16 protein-coding genes and 1 pseudogene are annotated in these 16,456 nt (G+C 63.8%); 13 read left to right on the forward strand and 4 right to left on the reverse strand.

The genetic code is table 11. The features are described 5' to 3' along the window. Positions 1-17: 17 nt before the first annotated feature. From rpsE to rplQ, 11 genes and pseudogenes are all read left to right on the forward strand, one after another. Positions 18-542, forward strand: a complete 525-nt coding sequence (gene rpsE, locus ACLSSQ_RS02725; protein WP_014235462.1) for a 30S ribosomal protein S5 — start codon at positions 18-20, stop codon at positions 540-542. A gap of 3 nt (positions 543-545) precedes the next feature. Then, on the forward strand, positions 546-728 hold the full coding sequence (rpmD, locus tag ACLSSQ_RS02730; protein ID WP_014235461.1) for a 50S ribosomal protein L30: 183 nt from the start codon (positions 546-548) through the stop codon (positions 726-728). Position 729: 1 nt separating this feature from the next. Continuing rightward, positions 730-1,169 (forward strand): annotated as a pseudogene (gene rplO / locus ACLSSQ_RS02735) (50S ribosomal protein L15). A gap of 32 nt (positions 1,170-1,201) precedes the next feature. Continuing rightward, complete coding sequence (secY, locus tag ACLSSQ_RS02740; protein ID WP_014235459.1) at positions 1,202-2,527, forward strand: preprotein translocase subunit SecY; 1,326 nt, start codon at positions 1,202-1,204, stop codon at positions 2,525-2,527. Between the two features lie 27 nt (positions 2,528-2,554). After that, on the forward strand, positions 2,555-2,773 hold the full coding sequence (gene infA, locus ACLSSQ_RS02745) for a translation initiation factor IF-1 (RefSeq protein WP_014235458.1): 219 nt from the start codon (positions 2,555-2,557) through the stop codon (positions 2,771-2,773). A 79-nt stretch (positions 2,774-2,852) separates the two neighbouring features. After that, entirely contained in the window at positions 2,853-2,966 is a 114-nt protein-coding gene (gene rpmJ, locus ACLSSQ_RS02750) for a 50S ribosomal protein L36 (protein WP_014235457.1), read from the forward strand. A 98-nt stretch (positions 2,967-3,064) separates the two neighbouring features. Next, positions 3,065-3,427 carry a 30S ribosomal protein S13 gene (rpsM, locus tag ACLSSQ_RS02755; RefSeq protein ID WP_014235456.1) on the forward strand — a complete coding sequence of 121 codons (363 nt, stop codon included), beginning with the start codon at positions 3,065-3,067 and terminating at the stop codon, positions 3,425-3,427. An 11-nt stretch (positions 3,428-3,438) separates the two neighbouring features. Beyond that, the gene (rpsK, locus tag ACLSSQ_RS02760; RefSeq protein WP_014235455.1) at positions 3,439-3,828 is read left to right on the forward strand and encodes a 30S ribosomal protein S11; all 390 of its coding nucleotides are present in this window, start codon (positions 3,439-3,441) and stop codon (positions 3,826-3,828) included. A gap of 10 nt (positions 3,829-3,838) precedes the next feature. Further along, on the forward strand, positions 3,839-4,468 hold the full coding sequence (gene rpsD, locus ACLSSQ_RS02765) for a 30S ribosomal protein S4 (RefSeq protein WP_014235454.1): 630 nt from the start codon (positions 3,839-3,841) through the stop codon (positions 4,466-4,468). A gap of 37 nt (positions 4,469-4,505) precedes the next feature. Further along, entirely contained in the window at positions 4,506-5,480 is a 975-nt protein-coding gene (locus tag ACLSSQ_RS02770) for a DNA-directed RNA polymerase subunit alpha (protein WP_014235453.1), read from the forward strand. Positions 5,481-5,508: 28 nt separating this feature from the next. Beyond that, positions 5,509-5,907 (forward strand): 50S ribosomal protein L17, encoded by a 399-nt coding sequence (rplQ, locus tag ACLSSQ_RS02775; protein ID WP_014235452.1) that lies wholly within the window; start codon positions 5,509-5,511, stop codon positions 5,905-5,907. Between the two features lie 95 nt (positions 5,908-6,002). Here rplQ and ACLSSQ_RS02780 read toward each other — a convergent pair whose 3' ends face one another. Genes ACLSSQ_RS02780 through ACLSSQ_RS02795 form a run of 4 tightly spaced genes read right to left on the reverse strand, consistent with a single transcriptional unit; the run spans position 6,003 to position 13,015 of the window. Next, positions 6,003-7,541, reverse strand: coding sequence for a SpoIIE family protein phosphatase (locus ACLSSQ_RS02780; RefSeq protein ID WP_416243719.1), 1,539 nt, complete (start codon positions 7,539-7,541; stop codon positions 6,003-6,005). Then, a complete protein-coding gene (locus ACLSSQ_RS02785) occupies positions 7,538-8,431 on the reverse strand; it encodes a response regulator (protein WP_416243720.1) in 894 nt (297 codons plus the stop codon). Before ACLSSQ_RS02785 ends, ACLSSQ_RS02780 begins: the two co-directional genes overlap by 4 nt. Next, a complete protein-coding gene (locus tag ACLSSQ_RS02790; protein WP_416243721.1) occupies positions 8,428-11,136 on the reverse strand; it encodes a CHASE domain-containing protein in 2,709 nt (902 codons plus the stop codon). The genes ACLSSQ_RS02785 and ACLSSQ_RS02790 overlap by 4 nt, the downstream gene beginning before the upstream one ends. Positions 11,137-11,185: 49 nt before the next feature. Beyond that, the gene (locus ACLSSQ_RS02795; protein ID WP_014235448.1) at positions 11,186-13,015 is read right to left on the reverse strand and encodes an ABCB family ABC transporter ATP-binding protein/permease; all 1,830 of its coding nucleotides are present in this window, start codon (positions 13,013-13,015) and stop codon (positions 11,186-11,188) included. A gap of 282 nt (positions 13,016-13,297) precedes the next feature. On the opposite strand from ACLSSQ_RS02795, the gene ACLSSQ_RS02800 reads away from it, so the two are divergent. Together ACLSSQ_RS02800 and ACLSSQ_RS02805 are read left to right on the forward strand one after the other, a co-directional pair. Further along, entirely contained in the window at positions 13,298-13,996 is a 699-nt protein-coding gene (locus tag ACLSSQ_RS02800; RefSeq protein ID WP_205230432.1) for a TetR/AcrR family transcriptional regulator, read from the forward strand. Positions 13,997-14,082: 86 nt separating this feature from the next. Further along, positions 14,083-16,419, forward strand: a complete 2,337-nt coding sequence (locus ACLSSQ_RS02805; protein WP_205230433.1) for an acyl-CoA dehydrogenase — start codon at positions 14,083-14,085, stop codon at positions 16,417-16,419. Positions 16,420-16,456 lie beyond the last annotated feature (37 nt).

Below are 16,456 nucleotides of genomic sequence, written 5' to 3' on the forward strand. Positions count from 1 at the left end.
AAAGTTCGAGGTTAATTATGGCAAAACCGCAAACCAAGAAGCCCCAGCAGGCAGACGAGCGCGACGACGGTCTGCGCGAAAAAATGATCTCCATCAACCGCGTCACCAAAGTGGTGAAGGGCGGCCGGATTCTGGGCTTCGCTGCCCTGACCGTGGTGGGTGATGGCGACGGCGGCGTTGGCATGGGCAAGGGCAAGTCCCGCGAAGTGCCCGTTGCCGTGCAAAAGGCAATGGACGAAGCCCGTCGCAAGATGGAAAAAGTCAGCCTGAAGAACGGCACCCTGCAGCACGCCGTTGTTGGTAAGCATGGTTCCTCCACCGTTCTGATGATGCCCGCTGCCGACGGTACCGGCATCATCGCCGGCGGTGCCATGCGCGCCGTGTTCGAAGTGATGGGTGTGACCAACGTCGTGGCCAAGGCTCACGGCTCCACCAATCCTTACAACATCGTCCGTGCCACTCTGAACGGCCTGTTGGCGATGAACACTCCGGCGGAAATTGCTGCCAAGCGCGGCAAGTCCGTTGAAGACATCCTGGGGTAAGAAATGGCTGAGAAGACTATCAAGGTTACGCTCGTCAAGAGCCTGATCGGCACCAAGCAGGACCACCGCGCCACCGTGCGCGGCCTGGGCCTGCGCCGGCTGAACTCCTCTTCCGTGCTGCAGGACACGCCTGCTGTGCGCGGCATGATCAACAAGGTTTCGTACCTGCTGAAGTGCGAGGGCTAACATGCAACTGAATACCATCAAGCCCGCAGAAGGCGCCAAGCACGCCAAGAAGCGTGTCGGTCGCGGTATCGGCTCCGGCCTGGGCAAGACCTGTGGCCGTGGCCACAAGGGTCAGAAGTCCCGTTCCGGCGGCTTCCATAAGGTTGGTTTCGAAGGCGGTCAAATGCCTCTGCACCGCCGTCTGCCGAAGCGCGGTTTCGTCTCCCTGACGAATGCCCGCAACGTGGAAGTTCGTCTGTCCGAGATCCAGGGTCTGCCCGTCGACGAGATCGATCTGCTGGTACTGAAGTGAAGCAGGCCGGTCTGGTGGCCGGCAATGCACTGTCCGCCAAGGTCATCCTGTCCGGTGAGATCAGCCGCAAGGTTGCGCTAAAGGGCGTGGGTGCCACCAAGGGTGCCAAGGCCGCCATCGAGGCTGCCGGCGGCTCCGTGGCTGAGTAATCGTTTCTAACGTAGCGCGAGGAAGTTCGGTTTTGGCGACCAATAACGTAGTCAGCAAAGGCGGCAAGTTCGGCGATCTGAAACGCCGTCTGTGGTTCCTGCTTGGTGCCCTGGTCGTTTATCGCATCGGCGCCCACATCCCGGTTCCCGGGATCGACGCCAATGTGCTGGCCGAACTCTTCCAAAGCCAGCAGGGCGGCATCCTGGGCATGTTCAACATGTTCTCCGGTGGCGCCCTGTCTCGCTTTACCATTTTCGCCCTGGGCATCATGCCCTACATCTCCGCCTCCATCATCATGCAGTTGATGGCGGTGGCCAGCCCTCAGCTCGAGGCGCTGAAGAAGGAAGGTGAAGCCGGGCGGCGCAAGATTACCCAATACACCCGCTATGGCACAGTGGCGCTCGCCCTGTTTCAGGGGTTGGGCATCGCAATTGCCCTCGAGGCACAGCCCGGGCTGGTCCTGGAGCCTGGCTTCCTGTTCCGCCTGACGACCGTGGCTACCCTGCTGACGGGCACCATGTTCCTGATGTGGCTGGGCGAACAGATTACCGAGCGTGGCCTGGGCAACGGTATTTCCATCATCATCTTTGCCGGTATCGCTGCGGGTCTGCCCAACGCCATCGGCGGCCTGCTGGAGCTGGTTCGTACCGGTGCCATGCATCCGCTGACCGCAATCGTGATTTCGATTCTGGTGTTCTTCGTCACCGCCTTTGTGGTGTTCGTCGAGCGTGGCCAGCGCAAGATTCTGGTCAACTATGCCAAGCGCCAGGTTGGCAACAAGGTTTATGGCGGTCAGAGCTCCCATCTGCCGCTGAAGCTGAACATGGCTGGTGTCATTCCCCCCATCTTCGCTTCGTCGATCATTCTTTTCCCGGCGACCGTTGCCGGCTGGTTCGGTTCCGGCGAATCCATGCGCTGGCTAAAGGACTTCGCCGCCACCCTGTCGCCTGGTCAGCCGATCTACGTGATGCTCTACGCCGCCGCGATCGTCTTCTTCTGCTTCTTCTATACCGCCCTGGTGTTCAACTCCAAGGAAACCGCGGACAACCTGAAGAAGAGCGGGGCCTTCGTGCCCGGGATTCGTCCTGGCGAGCAGACTGCCCGCTACATTGACAAGATTCTCATGCGCCTGACCCTGGTTGGCGCCGGCTACATCACCCTGGTGTGTCTGCTGCCCGAGTTTCTGATTTTGAAGTGGAACGTGCCGTTCTATTTCGGTGGTACTTCCTTGCTGATTATCGTGGTCGTGACCATGGATTTCATGTCCCAGGTCCAGGCCTATGTCATGTCCCATCAATACGAAAGCCTGCTCAAGAAAGCTAACTTCAAGGGCGGTGGCTTCCCGGCAATGAAGTAGGCCGACTCCAGACAGACCAGAGCTAGGATGGCGAAGGAAGATCTGATTGAAATGCAGGGGGAGGTGGTAGAAAACCTTCCCAATGCGACGTTCAGAGTGAAGCTGGAAAACGGCCACATGGTCCTCGGCTTCATATCCGGCAAGATGCGGATGCATTACATCCGTATCCTGCCAGGCGACAAGGTGACGGTGCAGTTGACGCCCTATGACTTATCCCGGGCCCGCATCGTTTTCCGCGCCAAATAAGGTTTCAAGAATCTCTACGCTAAGAAGTAATCGGGTTAATGGCTGGCTGCGCCAAGCGCCCTGAATCAAGGAGCTAAAAATGAAAGTGCTGGCATCGGTAAAAAAGATTTGCCGCAACTGCAAGATCATTCGTCGCAATGGCATTGTGCGCGTGATTTGCACTGATCCGCGCCATAAGCAGCGCCAGGGCTAATTGCAACCGGCGAAAGCTGGTGTTGCGTCGATATTCGGGTTGAATCGAAGTACGATTCATCGGTATAATTGTAGGTTTCGCTTTTCCGGGGTGACTTAATGGCCCGTATCGCTGGGGTAAATATTCCCAACCACAAACACGCTGAGATCGCGTTGACCGCGATTTTCGGCGTTGGTCGCACCCGCGCACAGAAGATCTGTGACGCAGCGGGTGTCGTTCGTTCGACCAAGGTGAAGGACCTGTCCGACGCCGAGATGGAACGCCTGCGTGATGAAGTTGGTAAGTTCACTGTCGAGGGTGACCTCCGCCGTGAAGTGACCATGAGCATCAAGCGTCTGATGGACCTTGGCTGCTATCGTGGCCTGCGTCACCGCAAGGGTCTGCCCGTGCGTGGTCAGCGTACCCGCACCAACGCGCGTACCCGCAAGGGCCCGCGCAAGGCTGTCCAAAAGGGCAAATAAGAGGATAGGAAATGGCTAAGACTGCTGCCAAAGTACGTAAAAAGGTCAAGAAGAACGTGGCCGAGGGCATTGCCCATATTCACGCCTCGTTCAACAACACCATCATCACCATCACCGACCGTCAAGGTAATGCCCTGTCTTGGGCAACCTCCGGTGGTGCTGGCTTCAAGGGCTCTCGCAAGTCCACTCCGTTTGCCGCTCAGGTGGCAGCCGAGGCTGCCGGCAAGGCTGCTCAAGAGTGTGGCGTGAAGAATCTGGAAGTGCGCATCAAGGGACCCGGCCCCGGCCGCGAATCCGCCGTGCGCGCCCTGAACGCCCTGGGTATGAAGATCACCGCAATCTCCGACGTGACGCCTGTGCCGCATAACGGCTGCCGTCCGCCGAAGAAGCGTCGCATTTAAGGAGTGACTCGTGGCTCGTAACCTCGATCCGAAATGCCGTCAGTGCCGCCGCGAAGGCGAAAAGCTCTTCCTCAAAGGCGAGAAGTGCTACACCGACAAGTGCTCTGTTGAGCGCCGTGCCTACGCCCCCGGTCAGCATGGTCAGAAGTCTGGCCAGCGCCTGTCCGACTACGGCGTGCATCTGCGTGAAAAGCAGAAGATCCGTCGCATCTACGGCGTGCTGGAAGGCCAATTCCGTAGCGTGTACAAAGAAGCCGACCGTCGTAAGGGCGTAACCGGCGAAAACCTGCTGCAGCTGCTGGAGTCCCGTCTGGATTCCGTGGCCTATCGCATGGGCTTCGGCGCTTCCCGCTCCGAATCCCGCCAGATCGTCCGTCACAACGGCGTGCTGGTGAATGGCAAGCGTGTGAACATCCCCTCCTACCAAGTTCGCCCCGGCGACGTGGTGGAGCTGACCGAGCGCTCCCGTGGTTCCCTGCGTGTGAAGGCTGCCCTGGCGGCTGCCGAATCCCGCGGCTTCCCCGAGTGGCTGGATGTGGACGCGAAGAATGGCAAGGGCACCTTCAAGGCTGCTCCGATCCGTTCCGAACTGCCTTCCACCATCAACGAAAGCCTGGTCATCGAACTTTATTCGAAGTAATGCCAGGCAGGCTGACTGAACAGGCAAAGGACAGCACATGCAAAGCACTGGACTTCTGAAACCGCGCATCATCGATGTGCAGAGCCTGTCGCCGGTACAGGCCCGGGTTGTGATGGAGCCGTTTGAACGCGGCTACGGTCACACCCTGGGCAATGCCCTGCGGCGTATTCTGCTTTCCTCGATGCCCGGCTACGCGCCGACCGACGTGAGCATCGACGGCGTCCTGCACGAGTACTCGACCATCGATGGCGTGCAGGAAGATGTCGTTGATATCCTTCTGAATCTGAAGGGTATCGTTTTCAAGCTCCACGGTCGCGACGAAGTCGTGCTGAAGCTCAGTAAGGATGGCGAGGGCATTGTCCGCGCCTCCGATATTGAGACCACCCACGACGTCGAGATCATCAACCCCGATCACGTGATCGCCCACATCTCCTCCGGCGGCAAGCTGTCCATGGAGATCAAGGTGGAAAAGGGCCGCGGCTATGTCCCCGGTACCATGCGCAATCTGGGTGATACCAAGAATATCGGCCAACTGGTGCTGGATGCTTCTTTCAGCCCGGTCCGTCGTGTCAGCTATCTGGTTGAAAGCGCTCGCGTCGAGCAGCGTACCGACCTGGACAAGCTGGTCATGGACATCGAGACCAACGGTGTTATCGAGCCCGAGGAAGCGATCCGCACTGCGGCCCGCATCCTGATGGAGCAACTGTCTGTGTTCGCCGACCTGGAAGGCACTGCCCCCATGGTCGAGGCCCAGAAGCCGGTGCAGGTGGATCCGATCCTGCTGCGCCCGGTGGATGACCTGGAACTGACGGTGCGCTCCGCCAACTGCCTCAAGGCCGAGAACATCTATTACATCGGTGATCTGATTCAGCGGACCGAGAACGAGCTGCTGAAGACCCCGAACCTGGGTCGCAAGTCGCTGAATGAAATCAAGGAAGTGTTGGCCGCCCGCGGCCTGACTCTGGGCATGAAGCTGGAAAACTGGCCGCCCGCGGGTCTGGAAAAAGTCTAACGCGGCCCGAACGAGAGAGGATTAGAAAATGCGTCACCGTAACGGTCTTCGCAAGCTGAACCGGACCAGCGCCCACCGTCTGGCCATGCTGCGCAACATGAGCAATTCCCTGCTCAAGCACGAAGTGATCAAGACCACCCTGCCCAAGGCCAAGGAGCTGCGCCGCGTGGTGGAACCGATCATCACCCTGGGCAAGAAGCCCAGCCTGGCTAACCGCCGTCTGGCCTTCGACCGCCTGCGCGACCGCGACATGGTCGTCAAGGTCTTCGACGTGCTGGGTCCCCGGTTTGCCACCCGCAACGGCGGCTACCTGCGCATCCTGAAGTGCGGCTTCCGTCAGGGCGACAACGCCCCGATGGCTCTGGTCGAACTGCTGGATCGCCCGGAAGGCGAAGCTGTGGAAGTTGCCGAGGAAGCTGCGGCCTAAGGCTGAAGTCTCCCAAGAAAAAAGCCAGGCGCTTGCCTGGCTTTTTTTTCGCCCTGCGTTTGCCGCAGGGCTGACACTTTTGCCTCCGTGTTGCGTCAGCAATCCAGGAGCAAAACGGAAATGTCGTCCTGGGCAGGGCTGCCGGCCAGGTGCTCGGCCAATGCCTGTTGCAGGGCGGTTAGCCGTTGTTCGGGGGGCACGCCCCGCAGGATTTCGCGCAAGCCAGCGTGGCCAAGTTGGGCACCGTTCTTCCCCTCCGCTTCCTTGAAGCCGTCGGAATAGAGCATCAGCTGATGCCCTGGTGTGCACGGGAAGGTATCAATGCTTGCCTCAAACTCATCTGTGCCGAGGATGCCGAATGGCAGGTGGCGGGAGGCGAAGGTCCGGACGACTTCCCCGTCGCCGTCCAACAACAACGATTCCGGCATGCCTCCACACCAGGCCTGGCCGGTGCCGGTGGCTGGATCAAGGAGCACCACGTTGGCCGCCACAAAGTGGCCGGTGGGCAGGGATGCCTTCAGGTGCCGGTTCATCTCCCCTACCATGCTTTCCAGGGGCAGGCCCCGATTCGCCATGCCATAGAAGGCGGTGAGAAGGGGCAGGGTGCTGATGGCCGCCGTCAGGCCATGGCCCGTCGCATCTGCCAGCAGGGCTACCAGAGAACCATCCGGGGTGCGGGTGGCGGCAACCACGTCGCCGCTAAAGTTCTTGGCGGCGCTGAGCCAGTAGTGCACATGGCTATCCTGCAATCCCGGGCGCAGCATCTGCTTGTCCAGCAGGCGGGCGGCCAACTGGTTTTCCTCTTCTGCTTGATCGTAGTACTGCTGCAGGGCCGCCGCATTCTCCATCAGCTTCATTTCGGCATTCTTGCGTTCGGTCACGTCCCGCAGCAGGCCGATGAAAATGCGCTGGGAACCGTCGCGGATTTCCGTGACCGCCAGCTCGGCGGGGAAGACAGTGCCGTCCTTGCGCAGGGCGGGGCGTTCGCGCCCGTAACCGAAGACATTGGGCGGACCGCCTTCCACGTAGGCCCGCATATAGTCGTTGTGGCGCGAGTGATAGGGCTCGGGCATCAGCACATTGACGTTCTGGCCCCGCAGTTCCTCCGGGCGCCAGCCGAGAATCCGTTCGGTGGCCTGGTTGCAGGAGAGGATGCGGCCGTGGACGTCGATGGTGACGATGGCATCGAGGACGTTGTCGGAAATGGCCTTCAACTGCCGATAGGACTCCCGCGCCTGGCGTTGCAGGTCCAGGGCCTTGTGCATGGAGCGAATGCGGGCGTCGAGCAGGGCAAAATCCAGGGGCTTGGCGAGGAAGTCGTCGCCGCCAGCCTCCAGGCCTGCCACCAGATTCTCGCGCCGGTCCAGGGCCGAGAGGAAAATGATGGGCACCCAGCGATCCAGCTTTTCTGCCCGGATACGCCGTGCCACCTCCATGCCGTCGAGGACAGGCATCATGATGTCGAGCAGCAGCAGGTCGGGCTGGTGGCGGTGGAACAGATCCAGGGCCTGCTGGCCGTCCTCGGCTGCGATCACCTGGTGTCCCTGGCGTCCCAGCAGGGCCAGCAGAATCTGGCGGATGCTGGGGGAGTCGTCGGCCACCAGAATGCGCAGGGGCGGACTCTTGCGCGTCACGGGAGCGTCTCGCCGATGGTGGCCAGGACCACATTGCCCTTGCCCTGGTACTGCAGGTCCTGGAAGCTGCCCAGGCGGGCCATGGCAATGCCGCGGCCGTTGGGGTCGAAGGCCCGGGCCGGATCGAAATCCAGGTAGCGGTTCCAGTCGAAGCCCTCGCCCTGGTCGGTGATGCAGATGCGGATGGTGCTCCCGTCCCGTTCGAAAGTGACATCCACCCGCTTGCCTGCATTCTCCGGCAATTGCAGGCGGCGGCTGATTTCCTCCTGCCAGCGGTCACTGCGTTTCAGGGATGATTTCTCCTCATAGGAAATGCCCAGGTTGCCGTGCTCGATGGCATTGACCAGCAACTCGGACAGTCCGAGGACGGCCCCTTCCGGTTCAGGACAGGCCTGGGCCAGGAAGACGGCCAGGCAGCCGACTTCGTCCAGGGTGGACAGGCTGAAGCGGGCCGACTCCATCAGGCGCAGGGCATTGGTGTGTTCGCGCAGGCGCTGTTGCAGATCGCGGCGGGTGTTGCCGTCGGTGAGAGCGGCACGCACGATGGAGAGCAGGGAGTCCCGCTCATAGGGCTTGGTCAGGTAGTACAGGGCGCCGGCCAGCAGTCCTTCCCGCACCTGCTCCGGGGCCGAGGCGGCGGTCTGCATGATGACCGGAATGGGCTTCAGTTCCGGGTCGGCCTTGATGCGCTTGAGCAACTCGACGCCGTCGATGCCGGGCATCATGCGGTCGAGCAGCACCAGATCCACATCCGGATGCTGCCTCAGCATGGCCCAGGCCACCTCGCCGTTCTCCGCCATGCTCAGGCGGTAGCCCTGGCCGTCGAAATACTCGGACAGGATTTCCAGGTTGAGGGGCTCGTCGTCCACTATCAGCAGGTGATGGGTCATGCTCTATCCTCGATGGAGGGGCTGGCTTCCGGGGTCGGCAGGGTCACGGCGAGGCAGGTGCCGGGGCCGTCGTTGCCTCTGGCCACAATGGTACCGCGATGGGCCAGGGCGATTTCGCGACATATTGCCAGCCCGAGGCCGGTGCCACCGGCGCCGGTCTTGGTTTTGCTGCTCTGGGCGAACTTGTCGAAGACCAGTTCCCGTTCGTCCACCGGAATGCCGACCCCTTCGTCGCGCACCGTCATCTCCACGGCGCTGCGACTGCCCCGGTCGCCGCTGCGGCGGCCCGAAGAGAGCGTGGTGGGGGCAAAGCCCACCTGGATGACGCCGCCCACGGGGGAGAACTTGATGGCGTTGGAGAGCAGGTTGCGGATCAGCTGGCCGAAGCGCAGGGGGTCGCAGTAAACCTCTGCCGGCCCCCTTTCGTCGAGCACCAGATGCAGGCTCTTCTCCTGCAGCAGGGACTCCATTTCGCCGGCGGCCTCCCGGATCAGGGGGCGCAGATTCACCGGCCTCGGCTCGAAAGACATCTTGCCCGCCTCCAGCTTGGACAGGTCGAGCAGGTCGTTCACCAGGGCCAGAAGCCGCTCCCCGCTTTCCCGGATGCGCTGGAAATAGTGGTTGAGCTTTTCCGCCCCCGGAATGCTGCCGGCCCGACTCAGGCCCAGGCCGGCAAAGCTGAGGATGGCGTGCATCGGGGTGCGCAGCTCATGGGACATGTTGGCGAGGAATTCGGACTTGGTGTGGTTGGCATACTCCGCCGCCTCCTTGGCCACCAGCAGGTCGGCGCTGCGCTCGCTGACCAGCTCCTGCAGATGGTCCCGGTGTCGGCGCAATTCGGCCTCCGCCGTCTTCAGGGCGGTAATGTCCACGGCCACGCCGAGGAAGCCGGTGACGTTGTGGGCTTCGTCGTAGACGGCCGTCACCACCAGGCTCACCGTCAGGTGGCTGCCGTCCTGGCGTACATAGGTCCACTCGCGCCGCTCCGCTCCGGTGAGGCGGGCCCGGGTGACGAAGACCTCGAAGCCCTGGATCTTCCAGCCGAACTCCCGGCTCAGTTCGGCAGCTCTGGCCTCCACCTCCTCCGGCAGGTGCAGGATGGCGGGGGTGGCCTGGCCGACCATGGCCGCAGCGCTGTAGCCGAGCATTTTCTCCGCCCCCCGGTTGAATACCGTGATCAGGCCTTCGGTGTCGGTGGTGATGATGGAGACTTCGGTGGCCGAGTCGAACACCGACTTCATGCGGGCGTTGGCCTGCAGCAGGGCCTGCTGGGTGCGGCGCACCTCGGAGACGTTGCGCACCACCATCAGGTAGCCGCCTTCGCCGATAGCCGTGATGCGGGCCTCGTACTCGCCGATCTCGCCGTCGTGGCGGGGCAGCTGGTACTCCATGATCTGCAGGCGCACGCCGGCATCGATCCGGTCGCAGCACTGCTCCAGCTGCGTTACCAGGGAGGCCGGCAGGATGTCCCGGGGATGGCGACCGAGGAAGCTGTGGGGCGGCACGAACAGCTCGCCTTCGTTGGGGGCGTGATAGTGGCGGAAGCAGCGGTCCCGGTCCAGCTCGAACATGAGGTCGGGCAGGGCGGCGAAGACGCCGGTGAGGCGGCTGTTGGCCTCTGCCCATTCGTGGCTGAGGCGGCGGGCCAGCTGTTCGGCGAAGCTGCGCCGGCTGCCCAGACGCAGGGTCAGGAGGGCCAGCAGCATGCTGATGGCGGTGCCGGAAAAAAGCAGGATGCGGGAACTGGGCAGCTCGGGACCCTGCTCTGGCGGGTCCTGGCTTTCCAGGTGCAGCTGCCAGGAGCGGCCGCCGAAGTAGAAGCTGCGCTCCTCGGACAGGGGATTGCTGGGGCCGCTGCCGCTGGCGCCGTAGAGGTGCTTGGTCTGGCTGCTGCCGCCGCTGTCGTCGCTGATGCGGATATTGAGTTGGGCGCTGCCGCTGAGGCTGAGGCTGTCGACGAATTCATCCACCCGGAACAGGGTGAAGACATAGCCCTGCAGTGCCTGCCGCCGCTGCTCCTGGATGGTCGGCACGCCGTTGGTGCTGTACAGGGGGGCGACCATGAGCAGGCTGGGGGAAGCATGCTCCGGGTCCGCCATCAGGCGGATGGGGCCGGACATGGCCACCACGCCCATGTCCCGGGCGGCCTGCAGCACTTCCCGGCGGGTTGGTTCGGAGGCCACGTCGAAGCCGAAGGCGCTGCGCAGGGGCGCCTCCGGCGCCATGAAGGCCACCGGGTAGTATTCATCCCGGGGTCCGGGGGGGCGCACCGAGAAACCGGTGACGCCTTCCCGCTCCCGCATGCGCTGGGTGAAGGCCGGCAAGTCGCCTGCCGCCACCCGGGGCAGGTAGCCCAGCACCAGCATGCCCGGCACCTTGCGCGACAGTTCCAGCTGTTCGCTGAACTGGTGCCAGGCCTGGCGGGATGGATTGGGGGTGGCATGGAGGAAGCCGGAGCCGCCGCGCAGCACCTGGGCGTAGTCGTTGAGCCGTTCCTCCATCGCCGCGGAGACCCGGGAGGCTTCCCGGGAGAAGGCGGCGCTGGCCTGCTGCTGTTCCATGTGGCGCAGCTGCTGCCAGCTGAACAGGGTCATGGCCATGGGCACCACCAATACCACCAGGGCGGTGAGCCGCGGCGGCAGGGGCTGGCGCCGCAGCCGGCGGCGGGCGCGGGAGGGCAGGCTGGGGTGGGCGGATCTGGACATGGTCAGGCGGCCGCTCTCATCGCCGCCGGTGCCGGCACGGTTCGGCGCATCAGGCCGGCTCCAGGCTGGGGGCGTCGTCTGCCAGGGCGGCGCCCAGTTCTTCCTGCTGCTGCAGGGCCCACATCTGGGCGTAGGCGCCGCCGGCGGCCAGCAGCTCGGCGTGGCGGCCCCGTTCGACGATGCGGCCGGCCTCCAGCACCAGGATTTCGTCCGCCTCCATCACGGTGGACAGGCGGTGGGCGATGATGAGGGTGGTGCGGCCCCGGGCCGCCAGCTCCAGCTGGGCCTGTATGGCCTTCTCGGTCTTGGAGTCCAGGGCCGAGGTGGCTTCGTCGAAAATGAGGATGGGCGGGTTCTTCAGCAGGGCCCGGGCGATGGCCACCCGCTGCTTCTCGCCGCCGGAAAGCTTGAGGCCCCGTTCGCCCACCCGGCTTTCCCACTTCTCCGGCAGGGATTCGACGAAGGCTTCCAGCTGGGCGGCCCGGGCGGCGGCAATGGCTTCCTCCCGGGTGGCGCCGGGGCGGCCGTACTGGATGTTGTAGATGAGGGTGTCGTTGAACAGCACCGTGTCCTGGGGGACGATGCCGATGGCGCTGCGCAGGCTGTCCTGGGTCATCTGGCGCAGGTCCAGGCCGTTGATGCGGATGGCGCCGCCGCTGACGTCGTAGAAGCGGTAGAGCAGGCGCGACAGGGTGGACTTGCCGGCGCCGGAGTGGCCCACCACCGCCAGGGTGTGGCCCGAGGGAATGGTGAAGGAGAGGTCGTGCAGGATCGGGCGGGCTGCATCGTAGGCGAAATCCACCGCCTCGAAGCGCACCTCCGCCGGGCCCGGCGGCAGGGCGATGGCGTCCGGGGCATCGGCCACTTCCCGGTTCTCGCCCAGCAGCTTGAACATGCGCTCGATGTCGGTGAGGGCCTGGCGGATTTCCCGGTACACCACGCCGAGGAAATTGAGGGGCATGTACAGCTGGATGAGGAAGGCATTGACCAGCACCAGATCGCCGATGGTCATGGTGCCGGCCACCACGCCGGCGGTGGCGCGCCACATCATCAGGGTGACGCCGGCGGCGATGATGGCCTGCTGCCCCAGATTGAGGAAGGAGAGGGTGACCTGGCTGCGGGTGGCAGCGTCTTCCCACTGCTGCATCTGGCTGTCGTAGCGCCTGGCCTCGTAATCCTCGTTGTTGAAGTACTTCACCGTCTCGTAGTTGAGCAGGCTGTCGATGGCCCGGGAGTTGGCGGCCGAGTCCATTTCATTGACGGCGCGGCGGATGCCGATACGCCAGTTGCTCACCTGCACGGTGAACACGATGTAGGCCACCAGGGAGGCGGCGGTGATGGCGGCGAAGACCCAGTCGTAGTGGGTCAGCAGGATGCCCAGCACCAGGCCCAGCTCCACCAGGGTGGGCAGGATGGAATAGAGGGTGTAGCTGATCAGGCTGGAGATGGAGCGGGAGCCCCGTTCGATGTCCCGGGAGACGCCGCCGGTCTGGCGGTCCAGGTGGAAACGCAGGGACAGGGAGTGCAGGTGGCGGAATACCTCCAGGGCGATGCGCCGCACCGCCCGCTGGGTGACCCGGGCGAAGAGCATTTCCCGCAGCTCGGTGAACAGGGCGGTGCCGAAGCGCAGGCCGCCGTAGAGCAGGAGCAGCAGCACCGGCAGGGCCAGGGCCGTCTCCTGGGGCGACAGGCTGTCGATCATCTGCTTGAACACCAGGGGCACGGCGACGCTGGCCAGCTTGGCGCTGACCAGGGCGATCAGGGCGGCGGAAACCCGCCACTTGTACTGCCACAGGTAGGGAAACAGGGTGCGGATGGTGGGCCAGGCATGGACTTCGCCGGCGGGGCGGGGCAGGTGGGCAGAGGATGAGCGGCGCATGGCCCAATTCTAGCAGGGGGCCGCCGCCGGGCCCCGGCACTTGTGCGGGATTTCCTGACAGCGGGACGGGCGGGGGTGTGGTAACGCAATGGCGCCGGCCCGGGAGGCAGAAGGGGCGGGCCTGCTGGCCTGCCATGCCTGGAAAGTGGCATCCCTATTGGCTTTGGGGCCGGTGCCGGTGGCCGTGTAAAGACGTCTTGAAAAAACTTTACCGAATCTATTGCACTTCATTTTTTTTAAACATATGATTCAAACACTCGTTTGAATTTAGCTCGCCCCAACATGACCCAAGCTGCCCAGTCCCTGCCGCCCGCCGATGCCAAGAACAGCGCCGATACCCGGGAGTGCATTCTTGACGCCGCCGAACACCTGTTCACCGAGAACGGGTTCGAAGGGACCTCCATGCGCATGATCACCGGCGCCGCCGGGGTCAATCTGGCCGCGGTGAATTACCACTTCGGCTCCAAGGAACAGCTGATCCAGGAAGTGTTCCGCCGCCGTCTCACCTGGCTCAACCAGGAGCGCCTGCGCATCCTCGACGAGCTGGAGGCCGAAGCCGCCGGCAAGCCCCTCAAGCCGTCCCTGATCGTCGATGCCTTCTTCGGCACCCTGATCCGCATGGCCGAGCACGAGGCCCTGGGCGGGCGCACCTTCCTGCGCCTGATCGGCCGCACCATGACCGAGCCCTCCGGTTTCATCCGCGCCTTCTTCGCCGAGGAATACGCCGGGGTGGTGGACCGTTACAAGCAGGCCCTGTTCAAGGCCCTGCCGGATGTGCCCAAGGCGGAAATCGTCTGGCGCTTCCATTTCATGCTCGGCGCCACGTCCTACGCCATCGCCGGTACGGACGCCCTGCGCATCGTCACCGACTGGGGCATCGAGCCCCAGGAGGCGGACGAGGGGTTGGACAAGCTGCTGCCCCGGCTCATGTCCTTCCTCCTCGGCGGCCTGCGTGCCCAGTTGCCCCAGTTCGAAAGCTGAAGTTGCAAACCTTGTAGTAACCACGGAATAACAACTCGAAGAGCCGACACAGATTGGCCGCGAGACCATAAAAGGAGACAGCATCCATGAGCATCATCCCTCTGTTGAGTGTGGCAACACTCTTGACGTTAGCCGTGCTGATCAGTGTCCGTCCTCTGCGTCGGACCCTGATCAGCCGGCCTCTTTTCTCCATTTACAAGCGCATCCTGCCCCAGATGTCCGACACGGAGCGGGAGGCGCTGGAAGCCGGCAGCGTCTGGTGGGAGGGCGAGCTGTTCCGCGGCAAGCCCGACTGGCAGAAGCTGATGGCCTATCCCCAGCCCAAGCTGACGGCCGAAGAACAGGCCTTCATGGACAACGAGGTCGATCAGGCCTGCGCCATGACCGACGACTGGAAGGTCTCCCACGAGCTGTATGACCTGCCGCCCGATGTGTGGCAGTACATCAAGGACAAGGGCTTCCTCGGCATGATCATCCCGAAGAAGTACGGCGGCCTGGAATTCTCCGCCTACGCCCATTCCCAGGTGGTGACCAAGCTGTCCACCCGTTCCTCCGCCCTGGCCGTGTCCGTCATGGTGCCCAACTCCCTCGGCCCGGCCGAGCTGCTGCTGCACTACGGCACCGACGAGCAGAAGAACCACTACCTGCCCCGCCTGGCCAAGGGCATCGACGTGCCCGCCTTCGCCCTCACCAGCCCCTGGGCCGGTTCCGATGCGGCCTCCATCCCCGACTACGGCGTGGTCTGCAAGGGCATGTGGCAGGGCCAGGAAGTGCTGGGCATGAAGGTCACCTGGGACAAGCGCTACATCACCCTGGGCCCGGTGTGCACCGTGCTCGGCCTGGCCTTCCGTCTCTACGATCCCCAGGGTCTGCTGGGCGACAAGAAGGATATCGGCATCACCTGCGCCCTGGTCCCCAACGACCACCCCGGTGTGGAAATCGGCACCCGCCACTTCCCCCTGAACGCCGCCTTCCACAACGGTCCGACCCGGGGCAAGGAAGTCTTCATGCCCCTGGAGTTCATCATCGGCGGTCCCAAGATGGCCGGCCAGGGCTGGCGCATGCTGATGGAGTGTCTGGCTGCCGGCCGCTCCATCTCCCTGCCTTCCTCCAACACCGGCATGGCCAAGCTCACCGCCCGTGCCGTCGGCGCCTACGCCCGGGTCCGCAGCCAGTTCAAGATGGCCGTGGGCAAGTTCGAAGGCGTGGAAGAGGCCCTCACCCGCATCGGCGCCTACACCTACATGATGGACGCCGCCCGGGTCATGACCGCCGGCGCCGTTGATCTGGGTGAGAAGCCTTCCGTGGTCTCCGCCATCGCCAAGTACCACGTCACCGAACGGGCCCGCAAGGTGGTCAATGACGGCATGGACGTGATCGGCGGCAAGGGCATCTGCCTCGGCCCCTCCAACTTCCTCGGCCGCGCCTACCAGCAGATTCCCATCGGCATCACCGTGGAAGGCGCCAACATCCTCACCCGCAGCCTGATCATCTTCGGCCAGGGCGCCATCCGCTGCCATCCCTTCGTGCTGGCCGAAATGCAGGCCGCCCAGAAGAACGACCTGGTCGGCTTCGACAAGGCCCTGTTCGGCCACATGGGCTTCTCCATCGGCAACGGCGTGCGCGCCCTGCTGCTGGGCCTGACCGGTGCCCGCTTCGCCGGCGTCGGTGCCGACGTGGCGCCGGAGACCCGCCGCTACTACCAGCAGCTGACCCGCTTCTCCTCTGCCTTCGCCTTCCTTTCCGACGTCTCCATGCTGGTCCTGGGCGGCGGTCTGAAGCGCAAGGAAAAAATCTCCGCCCGTCTCGGCGACATCCTGGCCCAGATGTACCTGATCTCCGCCACCTTGAAGCGCTACGAGGCGGAAGGCCGGCAGCAGGCCGATGCGGCCCTCATGCACTGGTCGGTGCAGGATTCCCTGGTGCAGGCCCAGGAAGCCTTTGACGGCGTCCTCGCCAACTACCCGAGCCCGCTGGTGGGCTGGTTCCTGAAGAAGGTCATCTTCCCCTTCGGCCGTCCCCATGTGGTGCCGTCCGACGACATCGGCCATCAGGTGGCCAAGGCCCTGATCTCCCCCAGCGCCACCCGGGAGCGCCTCACCGCCGGCTGCTTCGTCGCCAAGACGGAAGCGGATGCCGTGGGCGCCATCGAGCTGGCCCTGACCGCCACCCTGGAAGCCGAGCCCATCGAGGCCAAGATCCGGGAAGCGGAAAAGAGCGGCAAGTTCGACGGCAACCCCCTCGCCAACGTGCGCGACGTGGCCCTGGCCGCCTACGAGGTCGGCGTCCTGTCCGCCGCCGAGTACGCAGTGATCAAGCGGCGCAACGAGCTGCGGGACATCGTCATCCGTGTGGACGACTTTGCCCCCGACTTCGGTGTGGCCACGGCCCTCAACAAGCCGGAAGTGCGCAAGGCGGCTTAACCCGCCCTGCCAGCAGGACCCACGATCCCGGGGCGCC

The sequence above is a fragment of the Azospira sp. APE16 genome (assembly GCF_047901315.1).
Taxonomy (GTDB): domain Bacteria; phylum Pseudomonadota; class Gammaproteobacteria; order Burkholderiales; family Rhodocyclaceae; genus Azospira; species Azospira oryzae.